The 16,023-nt window shown below is 32.3% G+C and carries 13 protein-coding genes and 1 tRNA gene; 9 read left to right on the forward strand and 5 right to left on the reverse strand.

The features are described 5' to 3' along the window. Positions 1 to 14: 14 nt before the first annotated feature. Positions 15 to 101 (reverse strand) — tRNA-Leu (locus Spiro2_RS11710). 132 nt (positions 102 to 233) lie between these two features. Between Spiro2_RS11710 and fabG the strand changes: the two genes are divergently transcribed. Continuing rightward, positions 234 to 1,052 (forward strand): 3-oxoacyl-[acyl-carrier-protein] reductase, encoded by an 819-nt coding sequence (fabG, locus tag Spiro2_RS11715; RefSeq protein ID WP_338636017.1) that lies wholly within the window; start codon positions 234 to 236, stop codon positions 1,050 to 1,052. Here the strand turns inward: fabG and Spiro2_RS11720 are convergent. Further along, positions 1,020 to 2,423 (reverse strand): RsmB/NOP family class I SAM-dependent RNA methyltransferase, encoded by a 1,404-nt coding sequence (locus tag Spiro2_RS11720; protein ID WP_338636018.1) that lies wholly within the window; start codon positions 2,421 to 2,423, stop codon positions 1,020 to 1,022. The two genes, fabG and Spiro2_RS11720, sit on opposite strands and share 33 nt — an antisense overlap. A gap of 6 nt (positions 2,424 to 2,429) precedes the next feature. After that, positions 2,430 to 3,935: a ribosome biogenesis GTPase Der gene (gene der, locus Spiro2_RS11725; RefSeq protein WP_338636019.1), complete on the reverse strand. Its 1,506-nt coding sequence runs from the start codon at positions 3,933 to 3,935 to the stop codon at positions 2,430 to 2,432. Positions 3,936 to 4,072: 137 nt separating this feature from the next. On the opposite strand from der, the gene Spiro2_RS11730 reads away from it, so the two are divergent. Both Spiro2_RS11730 and Spiro2_RS11735 read left to right on the forward strand, forming a co-directional pair. Further along, positions 4,073 to 5,425, forward strand: coding sequence for a CCA tRNA nucleotidyltransferase (locus Spiro2_RS11730; RefSeq protein ID WP_338636020.1), 1,353 nt, complete (start codon positions 4,073 to 4,075; stop codon positions 5,423 to 5,425). 13 nt (positions 5,426 to 5,438) lie between these two features. After that, positions 5,439 to 6,221: a substrate-binding periplasmic protein gene (locus Spiro2_RS11735; RefSeq protein ID WP_338636021.1), complete on the forward strand. Its 783-nt coding sequence runs from the start codon at positions 5,439 to 5,441 to the stop codon at positions 6,219 to 6,221. A 10-nt stretch (positions 6,222 to 6,231) separates the two neighbouring features. Here Spiro2_RS11735 and Spiro2_RS11740 read toward each other — a convergent pair whose 3' ends face one another. Beyond that, positions 6,232 to 7,836 (reverse strand): aldehyde dehydrogenase family protein, encoded by a 1,605-nt coding sequence (locus Spiro2_RS11740; RefSeq protein WP_338636022.1) that lies wholly within the window; start codon positions 7,834 to 7,836, stop codon positions 6,232 to 6,234. Between the two features lie 129 nt (positions 7,837 to 7,965). Further along, complete coding sequence (locus tag Spiro2_RS11745) at positions 7,966 to 9,186, reverse strand: KamA family radical SAM protein (RefSeq protein ID WP_338636023.1); 1,221 nt, start codon at positions 9,184 to 9,186, stop codon at positions 7,966 to 7,968. A 185-nt stretch (positions 9,187 to 9,371) separates the two neighbouring features. On the opposite strand from Spiro2_RS11745, the gene Spiro2_RS11750 reads away from it, so the two are divergent. The 6 genes from Spiro2_RS11750 (at position 9,372) to fabZ (ending at position 16,023) form a co-directional block, all read left to right on the forward strand. After that, positions 9,372 to 10,661: an FtsX-like permease family protein gene (locus Spiro2_RS11750; protein WP_338636024.1), complete on the forward strand. Its 1,290-nt coding sequence runs from the start codon at positions 9,372 to 9,374 to the stop codon at positions 10,659 to 10,661. An 18-nt stretch (positions 10,662 to 10,679) separates the two neighbouring features. Beyond that, complete coding sequence (locus Spiro2_RS11755) at positions 10,680 to 11,387, forward strand: ABC transporter ATP-binding protein (RefSeq protein ID WP_338636025.1); 708 nt, start codon at positions 10,680 to 10,682, stop codon at positions 11,385 to 11,387. A 91-nt stretch (positions 11,388 to 11,478) separates the two neighbouring features. After that, positions 11,479 to 13,902 (forward strand): outer membrane protein assembly factor BamA, encoded by a 2,424-nt coding sequence (gene bamA / locus Spiro2_RS11760; RefSeq protein ID WP_338636026.1) that lies wholly within the window; start codon positions 11,479 to 11,481, stop codon positions 13,900 to 13,902. Positions 13,903 to 13,949: 47 nt separating this feature from the next. Beyond that, complete coding sequence (locus Spiro2_RS11765; RefSeq protein WP_338636027.1) at positions 13,950 to 14,513, forward strand: OmpH family outer membrane protein; 564 nt, start codon at positions 13,950 to 13,952, stop codon at positions 14,511 to 14,513. A gap of 7 nt (positions 14,514 to 14,520) precedes the next feature. Next, on the forward strand, positions 14,521 to 15,534 hold the full coding sequence (lpxD, locus tag Spiro2_RS11770) for a UDP-3-O-(3-hydroxymyristoyl)glucosamine N-acyltransferase (protein ID WP_338636028.1): 1,014 nt from the start codon (positions 14,521 to 14,523) through the stop codon (positions 15,532 to 15,534). A gap of 21 nt (positions 15,535 to 15,555) precedes the next feature. Then, entirely contained in the window at positions 15,556 to 16,023 is a 468-nt protein-coding gene (fabZ, locus tag Spiro2_RS11775; protein WP_338636029.1) for a 3-hydroxyacyl-ACP dehydratase FabZ, read from the forward strand.

Consider the following 16,023-nt stretch of genomic DNA (forward strand, 5'->3'; position numbering starts at 1 on the left):
AGAGATAAAAGAAATGGTGCTCATGACCAGAATCGAACTGGTACACCCTTGCGGATACAGGATTTTAAGTCCTGTGCGTCTACCTATTCCGCCACATGAGCACACGTCAGTGTACATATAGCATATGTTGCCGAATGACAAGACTTCAAAGCATATTTACGCAAAAAAATTTTCATGCTAGCTTTGCGAAAGCATGATTAGTGGCCTTATTTCTTGTTTTGACAGAGGAAAATATGGAAATCACAGAAAAAAAACAAATTATTTATGCAGATGTTGCTAAAAATATTTGCAATATCTACACCCAAAATTTACTAACAGGAAAAATTGCACTTGTAACAGGTGGCTCTAGGGGAATTGGTCGTGCAATTTCAATCGCTTTTGGCGCGCTGGGTGCAAAGGTAATCGTAAATTATGCCGGTAATTCTCAAGCCGCTGAGGAGGTTGTCACCGAAATTAAAAATAATGGGGGCATGGCAACATGTGTTAAATTCGACGTTTCCGATCACGCACTTGTGCAAGAAACAATGAAAGCGCTTGAAAAAGAACACGGCAGCATTGATATCCTTGTTAATAACGCAGGTATTTCAAAAGATAATTTATTTGTAAAATTTAAAGAAGACGAATGGGATCAAACGTTAGATACAAACCTAAAGGGAGCATTCAACTGCTCTAAAGCAGTAACTATGGGCATGATGAAAAAGAGATCTGGAAAAATTATAAATATATCATCGGTTATTGGTCTTACTGGGAATGCAGGACAATCCGCTTATGCAGCTAGCAAAGCAGGAGTCATCGGTTTAACAAAATCTCTCGCACGAGAATTGGCATCACGAAATGTTCAAGTGAATGCAATTGCTCCCGGTTATATTTCTACCGATATGACAAACGCCTTAGACACTGCTGTTACCAACAAAATTATTGACTCCATACCAGCAGCAAAAATTGGTGACCCTCTAGAAATTGCAAGTGCCGCCGTATTTTTAGCAAGTCCAGCGGGAGCATATGTTACAGGGCAAACGTTAGCTGTCGATGGCGGCATGACGATGTGTTAACACCGCAACAAACATAATATCTGCATTTTCATGAGGAGATCCCAACATCTTTTGTTCAACCAATTTAAATTCTAAGTGATCTTTTAAAAACTGCTCAACTACAGCTTCATTTTCAAGGCAAGTCCAACTACATGTCGCATAAACAAGATGCGCACCTTTTTTTACCGCTTTGCTTGCACTTGATAATATTTTAACTTGAAGATCATGAAATGTCTGTAAATTTTTAAGAGACACTTTGTATTTAACATCAGGACTTCTTCTTAACGTGCCCAAAGAAGAACACGGAGCATCCACAAGCACCCAATCAAAACCACCATTTGCATGAATTTCTGGTGCAAATTGCGGCGGCTCCATTCCATCCCAATAGACAGTACGAACATTAAAAAAATTAGCTTTACGCGCACGTTGTTTAATTTCATTTAATTTGTACTCTCGAATGTCAGAAGCATAAATTATCCCAGTGTTATTGAGCAAACTAGCGATTTGAATTGTTTTACCACCGCCACCGGCGCAAGCATCCCAAACTTTTTGTCCTAATTTCACGTTTACATGCTGTCCAATTAGCTGGCTTGCATAATCTTGCACCTCAAAATCACCCAATCGGTAAGAATCTAATTCAGAAAAATTTATTTTCTCAGAAAAAATTTTTATAGAATTTTTATTCTTTATTTCAAATAAATAATTTTTTTTAACAAGACCTTGCTCAACTCTATTTAAATTCTTTAAATTATTAAGTCTAAGCCAAACAGGTGGACGAGTATCTAAATAATTAAAAAAATAATCTTGTGTTTTTCTATCCCAATTAGAAAAAAGAATTCTTTCTTGTAGTAATTCTAAAAAATAAAAAGGAATACTATAAAACAAACACTGATTTTGTAGTTCTTTATTAGAAGTAAAGTAGTTTATTAAAGATTCAAAAATATTTTTTCTAATTGAATAATCTTCAATGTTCAAATTAAAATAATTTTCATCAAAAAAATTTTGTTCTTTTTTGTATAAATAACGTAAAAATATCCAAACAAAAAATTTTTCTTTATTAACTGAACGCAAATTTTCTAACACAGAATTTAAATTACTAAATTTTAATTTAAAATTTATAATAAAGACACTTAACTCTGAAAGAGGTATTTTATTTTCAAAAAATTCTTCACAAAACAAAGCAAAATAACTATGGCGTAAACCCGCAAAAAAATACTCACTATACCAACGCCTATCACGGCTACCAAACTTTGTGTTTTGTGCTAATTCTTTTGCTAGCCATTTATCCATTTGCGCAAGTTCATTACCTGCAAAAGCTAAATTCCACAACCGATATAAATGCTGATAACGCCCAGCATGCATTTTTAACGATGATTTTAATCCATCGGGCATAAAACATTATTCCTCAGAATCATCATCATAAAATTCAATATCAGAAGCATCCAATTGCTTTAAATCATCAAAAGACACAGAACGAATGTCATCATCATAATTGCGATCTTTGTGAAAACGCGCGCCTGTAGATTTTTTATTACGCTCACCATTTTCATCAAGCGGAGAACGGGTTCTTTCTCTAAAAATAATAGAAACTGGAATATCCTTATAACCAAACGCTTCACGAAATGAATTTTCAACGTAACGTTTATAACTAAAGTGTAAATCTTTAGGATGAGAACAAAAAATTATAAAACGAGGGGGATTCACGCCCACTTGTGTTGCATAAAAAAACTTAACTCTTTTAGATTTATTTTTAATTAAAGGTGGTGTGTGCTTTAATAAAATTTCTTTTAATACATTGTTAACTTGCGATGTAGAATTTCTTTTTGCACTTTGATCATACAAATCAAGGCACATTGGTATTAATTTACTCACGCGCAAATTTTCGAGTGCACTGACAAAAACTATTGGTGCATAGCGCAAATACTTTAAATCTAAATGAAGTTTTTCAGTAAATTCTGCAACTGTTTTTGAGGTTTTATCTTTAATCAGATCCCATTTGTTCACTACAATTAAAATTGGCTTGCGAAGTTCAAATGCAAAGCCAGCAACACGGGCATCGCCATCTGTTGCGCCATCTTCAGCATTAATTACTAAAATAGACACATCAGCGTCTTCTAAACAAGCCACACTTCTAAAAGCAGAAAATTTTTCGAGCTTATCGGCCATTCGGCTCTTTCTTCGAATTCCTGCAGTATCTATAACTTTTAACTGTCTGCCATGATATTTAATAAGAACATCAACAGCATCACGAGTTGTTCCCGGTCTTTCATCAACTATAGAACGAGCTTCTCCTACCAATCGATTTAAAATAGACGATTTGCCTACATTTGGACGACCAATAATGGAGAGTTTAATTGGTGGGTTAGCAGGATCTTCGCTTTTATCTTTAGGATAGTTTGAAAATATTTCTGTTGCAGCGTCCAAAAGATCGCTAATTCCTCTATTATGTTCAGCGCTTACAGGAAAAATCTTTTGCACTCCAAGTTTTCTAAACTCTTCCATAAAAATATCATCTTTTGGCAAATCACATTTGTTAACGCAAACAACGAAATTTTTTTCTGACTTTCTTAACCTTTTAATAAGTTCATTATCAATTGGATGAATTCCTTCGCGGCCATCAACCACAAAAATAACTGTTTCAGCTTCTTCAATGGCCATTTCAGCTTGCTCAACCAACTGAATTTTAATGTTATCTCTAGAAGTTGGCTCAAACCCTCCCGTATCACACAAATAAAAACTTTCTCCATTGTGTTCTGCTCTGCCAAAAATGCGATCCCTTGTAACCCCTGGTTCGTCATGTACTAAACTTTTTCTCTGACGTATTATACGGTTGAACAAAGAGCTTTTCCCAACGTTAGGACGTCCTACTAAGGCAACCAATCGAGTGTAAGTTCTGAGAGTCATTTTATTATGATCCTGTTTCTATCTTTTAAAATATGCTAGAAAATGTTTAAGATGCTGAAATCCTTAAATTATCACTACGGCGAAAAATAGGGTAAAAGCAGGCATCATAGCCAATCACCTTGCATAACGGAAAATCAGTGAAACATAAAGTTATTTTTAAAAATAAGAAATTTTCTCCTTACTCAAGCGTACGTAAATCAAAAATTTATATAGCTGCTAAACAAATATGTGCAATTCTTCAAAAAAATAAATTTGACGCATATATTGTTGGAGGAGCAATCAGAGACCTATATATCAGACCAAATGTTGTGCCTAAAGATCTCGACATTGCAACATCAGCCAACCCAAATGATGTTCATAAAATTTTTAAAAGCTCAAAATTTGTTGGCGAAGCATTCGGTGTTTGCCTTGTAAATTTAAATAATTTACAATTTGAAGTGACAAGTTTTAGAAAGGAAGGGAAATATATAAATAAAAGAAAACCCGAAAATATATCTAAAGGAACATTTTTAGAAGACTCAAATAGAAGAGATTTTACTATAAATTCTTTATACTATGATCCTATAAAAAAATTAATTATTGATCCACATAATGGAATAAATGATATTAAAAACAAAATCATTCAATGCGTTGGTAATCCTAACGATAGATTTCAAGAAGATGTTCTTAGAATACTTAGAATGATTAGATTTGCAGCAAATCTCAATTTTAACATTTCTAAGGAATCCTTACAGGCAGCTAAAAAGGAAATAAAAGAAATTGTTCATTTGAGTAAAGAAAGAATTTTACTTGAATTTCAAAAAGTAAAAATTGGTCGATTTTTTTACTTTATAGATAACATTCATAATATGTTTGAAATAAAAAATTTATTTTATTTAAATAATAGTTTTAATTTTTTAGTAAAATCTAACAATAATGATAATAAGTTATCATTAGAAAAAATAAAAATTGGCACCCAATTTAATTTTTTTAATTTTTTTAAAACTTTATTATTTAAATATGAAGTTAAAAAAAATCATAAAGATGATTTTATTAATGTAATAGATTCTTGGCCGATTAGTATTGATGATAAAAAAATATGTCTACTTTTTTTTAAATGCATATATATAAAAGAATTTTTTCCAGAAAAAACTGATGTTGAACTAATAGATTTTATTTTTTTTGAAAAAATTTATATAATTAATGAAATTTGTAAAAATATTTCTTATGGTGTATTGACCAATTTATCCATATTTATAAAAGATAGCTTACTTAGTGAAACTCTTTATAAATTTATAAATATTAAATCTAAACAAAAGTCTCTATTCATCAACTCGTCAGAGGTTGTATCGTACATTGAAAAAAACAAGATAAATAAAAAATACATTGCCACTACATTAAAATACATGCAGTATATTTATTTAAAAAAAGGTTATATTCCAAAAATAGAAAGCGCATTGTCTTTTAAGAAAGATTTTTTTATTGAGTACTTTAGTATAAAAAATAAATGATGGAGAGTACATTATGAAATTATTAACTATATTATTAGCTAGTTTATTTTTACATTTCAATGCTATATCAACAGAGCTCATTTATATTGACTATCAACATAGACCTCCTTTCTTTGAAAATAATCTTAGCACAAATAAAATTGAATCAGGAATACTATATAAACTTAGTAAAAGAATTCTCGATAAAACAAAAATCAATGTAGAATTTATTGAAACACCTTTACCCAGAACAATTACTAAAATGAAAGAAAAAAAAGAACGTGTTTGTATATCCTACGCGCTTTTTGATGCTGCAAGAAAAGAATTTGGAAATTATAGCAATCCATATTACAAAGAAAAAAGAAACGTAATAGTGTTTAGAAAAAAAGATAAAAGATTTAAAAATAATAAATCAATTAAAGACCTACTTAAAAACGAACCCGTTTCATTTTTAGTTAAAAGAGGTTATTCATATGGCGCTTATGTTGACGATATCCTTCAAAAATTTAAAAATTATGACAGAAACGATAACTATAACAACGAATCATTGTTTAATAATCTTTTTATAACATATCTTGACAATGCAGGAATGCTAAAACAAATTGAAATGTCTCGATCAGATTACATGCTTATTTCTTTAACTGAATATGAATATTTAGAAAATCAATACAAATCAATTACAAAAAACTTAAGCTATAGATTTATTAGTGATATGCCAGAAGGGAATAAAAGATACTTTTTATGCTCAAAAAATATCGAAGAAGAAACTATAGAAGTCATTAACAAAGCAATAAAAAGTACAGTTGGTAAAATTTAATCGTTATTTATTATTTCATTTTTTCAAATACAGAAGATGTTGTTGTAAAAGTATTTCTTCTTGTAATAGTACCTTGAGAAATAAAATTTAGTAGATACCATTTTCCGCCTGCTTTACCATTTGTCCCGCTAGCTCCATCGCCACCAAAAGGCTGCATGTTAACAATTGCTCCTGTCGTTTTTCTATTAACATAAAAATTACCTGCTAATTGACTCAATAAAGGCACCGATTTTTCTAAAAAATATTCATTTCGACTCACAACACTACCTGTTAATCTATAATTATGTTGAGAAATTATTGATAATACATCTTCAAATTTTTTATAAGTTCTAACAGCCACTACGGGACCAAAAATTTCTTCCGATAATAATTCATGTTTATCTGCATAAATTTCAATAATAGTTGGATATACATAGTATCCATTTGACTTATCGTAATTACCGCCACAAATAATTTTACAATTTTTATCTTTTTTTGCTCTATCAATATATCCAGTTATTTTATTAAATTGTCTTTCATTGATAACGGGTCCAACATCACATTTTCTATCAATAGAATTACTGATAACTAAAGAATTAGCTTCATTTAATAATGCAGTTTTAAGCCCTGACCAAGCCATTTCATCCACTAATACAACACTATTAGCAGAACACTTTTGACCACTTCTCCCAAAAGCGCCTTGCACAATACATCTAGCGGTTTCAACAAAATCAAGATCACTATCAGCAACTAAAAAATCTTTTCCACCAGTTTCTGCAATAAAGCGTGGAAAATTGTTTCTCGAGTACTCTGTATTAAATAAATAATTGCCAAATGCTCTGGCAGTTAAAAAACTGCCTGTAAAATTTAATGCAGTCAGCTCTGGATGGGTTAGAATTGAAGGCAAACAAAGCTTTCCTTCTCCTGTAATCATATTAATAACTCCAGGTGGAAAACCCGCTTCTTCAAGTGCCAACATCAACATAAAGCCGCTCATCACCGCATCTTCAGATGGTTTCCAAACCACAGTATTCCCTGTTAACGCCATAACAAGAGGTAAGTGATAACCAATTGCCTGTGGAAAATTAAATGGAGTTACAGCACAGGTAAAGCCTTTCAATGGTCGCAATTTTAATTGGTTGGTCTCTCCCCAACCATCACCCAATTGTTCTGCAAGTAATTCTGCATAAAAATAATTATTAAATCTTACAAAATCCATAAGCTCTGCCCATTCAACGTATGTTTCATAGGCGTTATAACCACATTCTACGCTAGATACAGCACAAAGCTCATACTTCCATTTTAGCAAAACATTTTCTAAATCTCTAAATTTTTGAATTCTTGTTTCTGGACTTAAACGCGACCATTGTTCTTTTGCACTCAGCGCAGCTTCTATTGCTAATTGCGAATGAGAACTATCCGCTTGTTGATAACTACCAAGTATTTCACCATTAGAAGGATTTAAGTTTTTAATTTTTGCATTTGAAAAAACATTTTTTCCATTAATAACCATTGGAATATCAATATTTTTAGGTATTTTTTTAACAGATTCTGAATATTTTAGCCATTCAGCATCAATCTCCCTAGGGTTAATAATCATTTCGTTAGACGGAATTTTCAATGATAGTTTATGCATCTGTCTACCCTTAAAGGTGAAATGTTTTAAATGATTCGAACTGTTCTTTAATATAACAAGTGAAAAAAGTTCACAAGATTGTTTGATTATTTAAATTTTACATTTCAGTTATTATATTTAAAAAAATTTTTAATTATGAATTCGTTGTGCAAAAGGAAAACTTTTACTTGGAAGACTTTTTTTAGGAGTGTAACCTTCAAGCGGGCTTGGCTCAGCCCATGGTTCTGAATTTAATTGCTCTACAATAACAAATTCTCCATCTCTTGCCAATACATGATTAGGAGATAGAGGTATTTTTCCTGTTGGCGTGTCAAGAACATACTGGGGATTTGCAAATCCAGTTGTGGATCCTCTCAGTTCTTTAATAACATCTAAACCTTTTTCAATTGGAATTCTTAAATGTTCAGTTCCTTCAACAATTTGTGGATGATAAATATAATAGGGCCGCACCCTCATTTTCACAAGACCATTTACCAACTTTCTTAAACTATCTACGTTATCGTTAACGTTTTTTAAAAATACTGACTGATTACCAATTGGAATTCCTCTTTTTAACAAAGTATCGATAGCAGAAACTGCTTCTGGTGTAAGCTCTTGTGCAGAATTAAAATGAGTATTTATCCAAATAGGATGATACTGCGCAAGCATGTCAGCAAATTCTTCGGTAATTCTATAAGGTAACGAAACCGGAGTTCTAGTACCAAATCGAATAATTTCTACATGTTTAATATCCCGCAATTTTTTTAATAAATTTTCAATAGTTTTATCATGAGCAATAAAAGGATCGCCGCCTGTAATTAAAACATCTCTAATATTTTTATTACTTGCAATATACTCAAGACCTTTTTCAATAATTTTTGGATTAAAATGAAGACCTTCTTCTCCGTCTCTTCTTTTTCTAAAACAGTATCTACAATATACGGGACAAAGCTGTGCAACACACCATGCGACTCTGTCCTTATAAACATGAACCATCTCTTTAACAGGAGAGTTTCCCAGTTCTTTTAATGGATCAGAAACTCCAAAACGATCTTTAAGTTCTTCTAACTGCGGCATAAGCTGCAATTTAACCGGATCGAAATCGTTTGAAAAATCCATCAATGAAATTGAGTAAGGACTTATCCCCGCATGAAAAAATTTATTTAATTTTTTAAAACCCTCAATTTCTTTTTGAGCTAAATTGACAATACCAACCAAATCATCTTGAGTCTGAATTTGTGATTTCATTTGCCAACGCCAGTTTGTAAATAATTCCTCTTCCACACCAAATAAACGAGCACCTGTTTGTGTGATGCTTTTTTGATTTGATGAGAGTTTTACATGAAATTCATTTGGTTTCACAAAAGGCATAGAATTCTCTTTCTATAGTCTTGCAAATTAATAACATTAAAAAATTATTTTTAAAATACGCTATGCCTAATAAATTATTGGTAATCTATTTTAAGCACAAGCATCTTGTACACTATTTCTGAAACTTGTAAACATTAAGCGATGCTCAATAAAGAGCACAATTCATATTCTGATGGAAACCTTTTATGTCAGCCAATTCAAAAGCAATACGATTTTTACTTTATCGCTATCTTTTTTCTTCTTGGGCAAGTAAGTCAAGAAGAAGTTCTGCTGCGATTGGAGTATTACTGCCAGTTCTAGGGGTTGCTATTGGTGTTTTTGCATTTATAGTGGTTTTAAGTGTTATGTCTGGTTTTGTAACCAATATAAAGTCAAACCTTCTTAGTATGCAAGCACATATCGAAATAGTATCTCTAGAAAAAGGAAAACAAATTTCTGAAAGCAAAGAATTAATAAAAAACATAAAAAATTTATCTCCAGAAATTCTATCAATTGCTCCCTATCAAAGCGGAGATATCATCTTACAAGCTGGAAATAAAGGTCAAATGGCTAGGCTTGAAGGAATTGATCCAAATTTAGCAGAAAACACTCTCGAAATCCAAAAATTTCTCTCAAATGGTATTAATTTAAATATATTAAACCGCAAAATACCTGCTGAAAACATTACCAACTCAGAATTATTTCCAACTATAATTATTGGAGAAGACCTAATGGAGCAATTAGGTTTAAATATAGGTGACAGTATAACACTTGTTTCAACCATTCCTGATGATGGACCAGGAGGTCTTGCTCCAATGCAATTGCCAGTCGTGATCGCTGGTAATTTAAAAACAAATAATTTTGCTTTTAGCCAAAAAAAAGTTCTCAGTTCGCTTAAAACAACCAACCAGTTTTTTCAAAATGAAAATACCTGGCTTGGACTACAAGCTAAAATCCAAAATCCTTTAGGTGCCGATAAATTAGCTCATAATTTAAATATTTCTTTAAAAAATATGGGATTGCAAGCACGACCCTGGACCGAAACAAACAGAGCCTTACTCAAAGCGCTTAGTCTTGAGCGCTGGGGGATGAGTTTTGTAATGCTTATGATTATTCTTGTTGGATGTTTTAGTATCTCAATTTCTTTGTTATTATCAATTCGTAGAAAATCAAGAGAAATGGCTATTTTGCGAAGCTTAGGCTTTGAACAACTCGATCTTAGCAAACTTTTTTTATGGCAAGGTTTTTCAATTGGATTGGCGGGGGTTTTAATTGGTTTACTCCTTGGCGGAATTTGTCTTTATTTTATTCATAACTACCAAATACCTTTTATCACTAGTTCATATTCTAACAAACCATTACCAATTCAAGTTAATTTAATTGACCTTATTTTTATCTCAATTGGAAGCATATTGCTTGCTATGTTTGCAGCAGTTTGGCCAGCTATAGAGGTTAAAAATCTTAATGTAATAGAAGTACTTTCTGTGCGTAAATAAATTAAAAATGGAGCAAATGTGATTGCGATACAAGTTCAAAATTTAAAAAAAACTTACAAAGTAGGCGGAGAAGATCTTCATGCTTTAAACAATATATCCTTTCAAGTTTTTAAAGGAGAAGTGGTTGCTGTTGTGGGCGAAAGTGGCTCTGGCAAAAGCACTCTTTTGCACATACTAGGCACTCTTGATTCTCCAACTTCTGGAGTTATCAAAATAGATAATAAAAATCCGTTCGAAAAAAATGATAAGTCTATTAGTGTTTTTAGAAATTTACATATTGGATTTATTTTCCAACACAATAATCTTTTACAAGAATTTACGGCTCTCGAAAACGTAATGATGCCAGGCTTAATTGCAGGCCGTTCGACAAAAGACACCCAGAATAAAGCTAGGCTACTACTTGAAAATGTAGGCTTGCTTAAACGACAAGACCATTTTCCAAACCAACTCAGTGGAGGAGAACAACAAAGAGTTGCAATAGCCCGTTCACTTATCAATGACCCTGTTTTGATTTTAGCAGATGAACCTTCTGGGAATTTAGATTCTAAAAATGCAGCCCTTATTCACAATCTTTTTCAAGAAATCAATCAAAAATTTAAAACAACAATAATTGTTGTGACGCATAATAAGGAATTTGCGGCTACCCTGCCTAGAAGGATTCAATTACGCGATGGCAACATATTGTCTGATGATTTTAGAAAACAACAAACCGAAATTAGACCTTGAGAAATTAAAAATTTGCAAAATTACGTTGAATGGTGAATAGTGCAGCGTTGTTGATCGTTCTTCTGGCCATGTTAATGAGAGTAACTTTGAAATGCCGGGTTTAAAAAAATACAGCTATATAAATAATAAAATTCTTTTTACAACTACTACTTGCTTAGCGTTAATTACTGGAAGTTTAGTCTATGCGCAAATTCCCATCTTATCTCCGCCTACAGAATGGGGAAACGAACCTATATCTAAAATAACAATTCTTGGTAACAAAACAGTTACTCAAGAAGCTATTTTAAATTTAATGACAATAAAAGTTGGTCACAATCTCAATCAAGGATTAGTTTCAAGTAATATTAAAGCAATTTATGCAAGTAGTTTTTTTCAAGATGTAAAATTTGACAAAGGCTCAAAAAACGAACTCATCGTTTATGTTGTTGAAAAACCAACTATTTATAATATTATTTATGATGGATTCCATATAGTTTCATCTTCTTCATTAAAAGATAAAATAATTTCAAAAAAATATACTATTATTGATGAAAAAAAACTAGCTCAAGATCTTCGTACAATTGAGCAAGCTTATATCGAAAAAGGATATTATCTTGCTAAACCTAATTATACTCTTGAAGAAATTGAACCAGGCTCAGTTGATGTTGTTTTCCACGTCAATGAAAATAAGCCAATCCAAGTCAGATCTGTAAACATCATCGGAAACGAATATTTCAGCCATAATGATTTGCAAAATTTTATGATGACTAGGCCATATTCTTGGCTGTCAATTTTAACTAACGCTGGTTTATTTAGAGATGAATTTATTGCTGCAGACCAACAAAACCTTACATATTATTATAGAGATAATGGCTATGCCGAAGCAACTGTCCCTTCTCCTCTCGCAACTCTAGATAAAAACAAACGAGACATAAGTATCTCGTTTTTTATAGAAGAGGGAGAACGATTTAATATTGGTAAAATTACTATAACTGGCGATGTGATTGATACAGAAAGTAATATAAAAGAAAAACTTTCTCTCAAAGAAAACCAAATTTATAGAATATCTAAATTTAATGCAGACATGAAAACTTTAAAAACAATTTATGGGGATCAAGGATTTGCGTTTGCCTATATTTATCCAACTTTTAATATTGATAGAGTTAAAAAAACTTACGATATTGTTTATAATATCAATAAAGGCGAAAAAGCATACTTTAGAAAAATAAACCTTGAAGGCAATGTAAAAACCCGTGATAATGTGATTCGAAGAGCATTAAGAATATCAGAAGGGGAATTATTTAATTCTTCAAAGCTTGATAACAGCAAAGCAAACATTGAAAGACAAGGTTTTTTTGAGTTTGTTCAAATTATTCAAGAACCAGATCAAGCAAATCACGCTGTCGATTTGAAAGTTATTATTAAAGAAAAACCAACTGGACGCATTTCTGCCTCAATAGGCGCATCACCAAGTGTAAGCGGTTCTGGGGTCACTGTTTTTGGTCAGGGTCAGTACCAAGAACCAAATTTTATTGGAAAAGCTTATAATATTGGAGTGAATGCACAGTTAAGCCCTTCTCCCGAAAACAACGGGAAGATGAACTATACGTTTAGCTTAAATTTTTCAAACCCAAGTGTTTTTGATAGCCCGTGGAGTTTTGGATTTAGCGGCGCATTTTCTCACAATATTTCACTCTTAACATCAAGCGATGTGATTAACAAAGTTTACATTACCCAAAACACAAAAAGTTTAAGCCTTAACGTTGGTAGAGAAGTTTTTGAGAACACAAGATTTTCACTTGGATATTCGATATCTGATACCACGACAGAACCTTCTTTACCTCTAACATCCAAATTTTATTCTTCAGGAAAAAGTGAAAAATTATCGCAAGGCCTAACATATGATGACACGGATAACTATCTTAACCCAACTTCTGGTTTACATTTAAATTTATCGAATTCAATTGCTCTTAAAGGACTTTATGGCCAATATAACTTTGGCTCTGCATCAGCAGTGGTTGCATATTATCTCCCACTTAATTTTTCTGATAATTTTAAAACAAATTTTCGTTTTTCATTGATGCCTCGCTATGTGTATCAATTATCTAGCACACAGCCAGTCCCTATTTGGGAAAGACCAACACTTGGAAACGCTTACTATATGAAGGGTTATTCAGGTCCTGGCGAAATAATTTCACCCTCAATTCCAATTACAATCTCTACTCTTACAGGACAAACTTTAAATTTTTCGACTGGCGGAAATAGAAGTCTATATTCGTCGATTGAATATTTTGTTCCTGTGATTCCGCAAGCAGGACTTCGTTTTGTGCTTTTTGGAGAAGCTGGTACAGTACTAGACGATTATGATAACTTTTCAATAGACTCATTAAAATACGATGTTGGTTTTGGGTTTAGATGGATGACACCCGTTGCCCCTTTTCGGTTTGAATGGGCTTTTCCGGTTGATAAAAATGGTAATATAGGACGAGCTCACTTTGTGTTTACAATAGGTACAGATAGCTTAAATAATATGTAATAATTTTAGCTACAGAATTTTTAGATTATCTAGGAGGTTTCATAGTTATGCGTATACAGAAAATTGTATTAATGCTTTTAGCTTTATCAACATCTCAATTTCTTTATGCTAACAACAATTTAACAACAGCAAAACCTCTTGCTTCTTCAAATTCCTTGAAGGTCTGTGTTGTTAATGTTCAATCAGCTATTTTACAAACTAACGATGGAAAAGCTGCAATATCAAAAATCGAAAAAGAAGCTGCCAAAGAACGAGAAAATATTTTAAAGAAACAAAATGATTTAAAATCGCTCGAAGCCGAATTTCAAAAAAGTCATTCTCTATGGAATGATTCAGAAAAAATGGCAAAACAAAAAGAGTTTCAAGAAAAATTACAAGAATATCAAAAATTACAAATTAATTTTGAGAAACAAACTCGAAATAAAGAGCTTGCAGCAACGCAAGAAATCTTTCTTAAAATTGTGAGTGTTGTGAAAAAAACAAGAAAACAAGAGAAATGCTCTTTTGCATTTGATAGTGGTGCAGGAGTTTTGCTTGATGCAGATGAAGTTTCTGATATCACATCTAAAATAGTTGAAAAGTATAACTCAGAATACAAAGTAAAAGGTTAATAATAGAATGAGCTTAATTTCAATTTCAGAAATAATTTCCCAAACTCATTGTGAAATTATTCCAAAAAATGTGAACTTATCTTTTTCGGGTGTTGCGCCTTTATCAATCGCATCTAAAGAGCATGTCTCTTTTTTAATAAATGAAAAATACTTTGATGAATGCTTAACAACAAATGCTGGAGCAATTATTTGTTCCAAAGCAAACGCTGAAAAATTAATTGATAAAACTAAAAGTATTCTTATTGTAGCTAATAACGCCCACGCCACACTTGCTAAAATTTCTCAATTTTTTTTCAAACCAGTACATCCTTTTTCTGGAATTTCACAACAAGCAATTATTGATGAAACTGCAGAAATCCATCCAACAGCCACTATTTTTCCTTTTGTGTTTATTGCCCCACATGCAAAAATTGGTGCTAATTCTGTTATTTATTCTGGTTGCTTTATTGGCGCAGGAAGCTCTGTGGGCTCTAATTGTTTATTGTACCCAAATGTTGTTATTCGCGAAGGTTGCGAAATAGGCAATGGATGCATTTTCAACCCTGGAGTCGTTGTAGGTGGTGATGGATTTGGCTTTGCCCCTACAGAAAAAGAAAATATAAAAATACCTCAAATTGGGGGAGTAAAAATAGCTGACGATGTTGAAATTGGAGCTAATTCAACAATTGATAGAGGAGCTATGTCAGACACCCAAATTGGTTATCAAACAAAAATCGATAATCTTGTCATGATTGCCCATAACGTTGTAATCGGGGATTTTTGTTTTATTGCAGGACAAGTTGGCATTGCAGGTTCAACAACTGTTGGCAATAGAGTTGTTATGGCAGGACAAGTGGGCGTCTCTGGTCACCTAAAAATTGGAAACCAAAGTATTTTAACAGCGCAATCGGGTATTACAAAAAATATACCCGCAAACGAAACATGGGGAGGAACTCCTGCCAGACCTCATCGCGAATATCATTTACAACTCGCCGTTTTAAATAAATTAACAAAACAAATGCGCAAAAAAAATCTTTCATAATATGCTACAGGAGAAAGATGAATGATTAATATTTACGATAAAATAATAATGAATATTGAAGAAATTAAAGAGTGGTTACCCCACAGATCTCCTTTACTTCTTATTGACTCTGTTAATCAATTGTCTATTGGAGAAACTATTGTTACCAGTAAATTATTAACGCCAGCAGAACCAGTATTTGAAGGACACTTTCCAAAAAATCCTATTTATCCTGGTGTTTACTATATTGAAGCAATCGCTCAATCAGGCGCACTTTTATCTAGTCTAAGTCTTTTTAAAAAAGAAACTAAAAAAACTGAATTGGGTGTCCTCACTTCAATTGAAGAGGCAAGGTTTCGCCGCCCTGGACTCCCTGGCGAAAAAGTATATTATGAAGTTTCAATAGAAAAAATGCGGGGCTCTTTTGTGTGGTTTAAAGGAACTGCTAGTATTAATAATGAAGTTGCAGCACAATGTAAACTTTCTATCTCAATTACTTCAAAAAGGTAA

Origin of the sequence: Spirobacillus cienkowskii, from assembly GCF_037081835.1 — a bacterium.
Lineage (GTDB): Bacteria > Bdellovibrionota_B > Oligoflexia > Silvanigrellales > Silvanigrellaceae > Silvanigrella > Silvanigrella cienkowskii.

Coding starts and splice junctions, on each gene's coding strand:
- fabG (WP_338636017.1), top strand. CDS start 234: ATGGAAATCACAGAAAAAAAACAAATTATTTATGCAGATGTTGCTAAA.
- Spiro2_RS11720 (WP_338636018.1), bottom strand. CDS start 2,423: ATGCCCGATGGATTAAAATCATCGTTAAAAATGCATGCTGGGCGTTAT.
- der (WP_338636019.1), bottom strand. CDS start 3,935: ATGACTCTCAGAACTTACACTCGATTGGTTGCCTTAGTAGGACGTCCT.
- Spiro2_RS11735 (WP_338636021.1), top strand. CDS start 5,439: ATGAAATTATTAACTATATTATTAGCTAGTTTATTTTTACATTTCAAT.
- Spiro2_RS11740 (WP_338636022.1), bottom strand. CDS start 7,836: ATGCATAAACTATCATTGAAAATTCCGTCTAACGAAATGATTATTAAC.
- Spiro2_RS11745 (WP_338636023.1), bottom strand. CDS start 9,186: ATGCCTTTTGTGAAACCAAATGAATTTCATGTAAAACTCTCATCAAAT.
- Spiro2_RS11750 (WP_338636024.1), top strand. CDS start 9,372: ATGTCAGCCAATTCAAAAGCAATACGATTTTTACTTTATCGCTATCTT.
- bamA (WP_338636026.1), top strand. CDS start 11,479: ATGCCGGGTTTAAAAAAATACAGCTATATAAATAATAAAATTCTTTTT.
- Spiro2_RS11765 (WP_338636027.1), top strand. CDS start 13,950: ATGCGTATACAGAAAATTGTATTAATGCTTTTAGCTTTATCAACATCT.
- lpxD (WP_338636028.1), top strand. CDS start 14,521: ATGAGCTTAATTTCAATTTCAGAAATAATTTCCCAAACTCATTGTGAA.
- fabZ (WP_338636029.1), top strand. CDS start 15,556: ATGATTAATATTTACGATAAAATAATAATGAATATTGAAGAAATTAAA.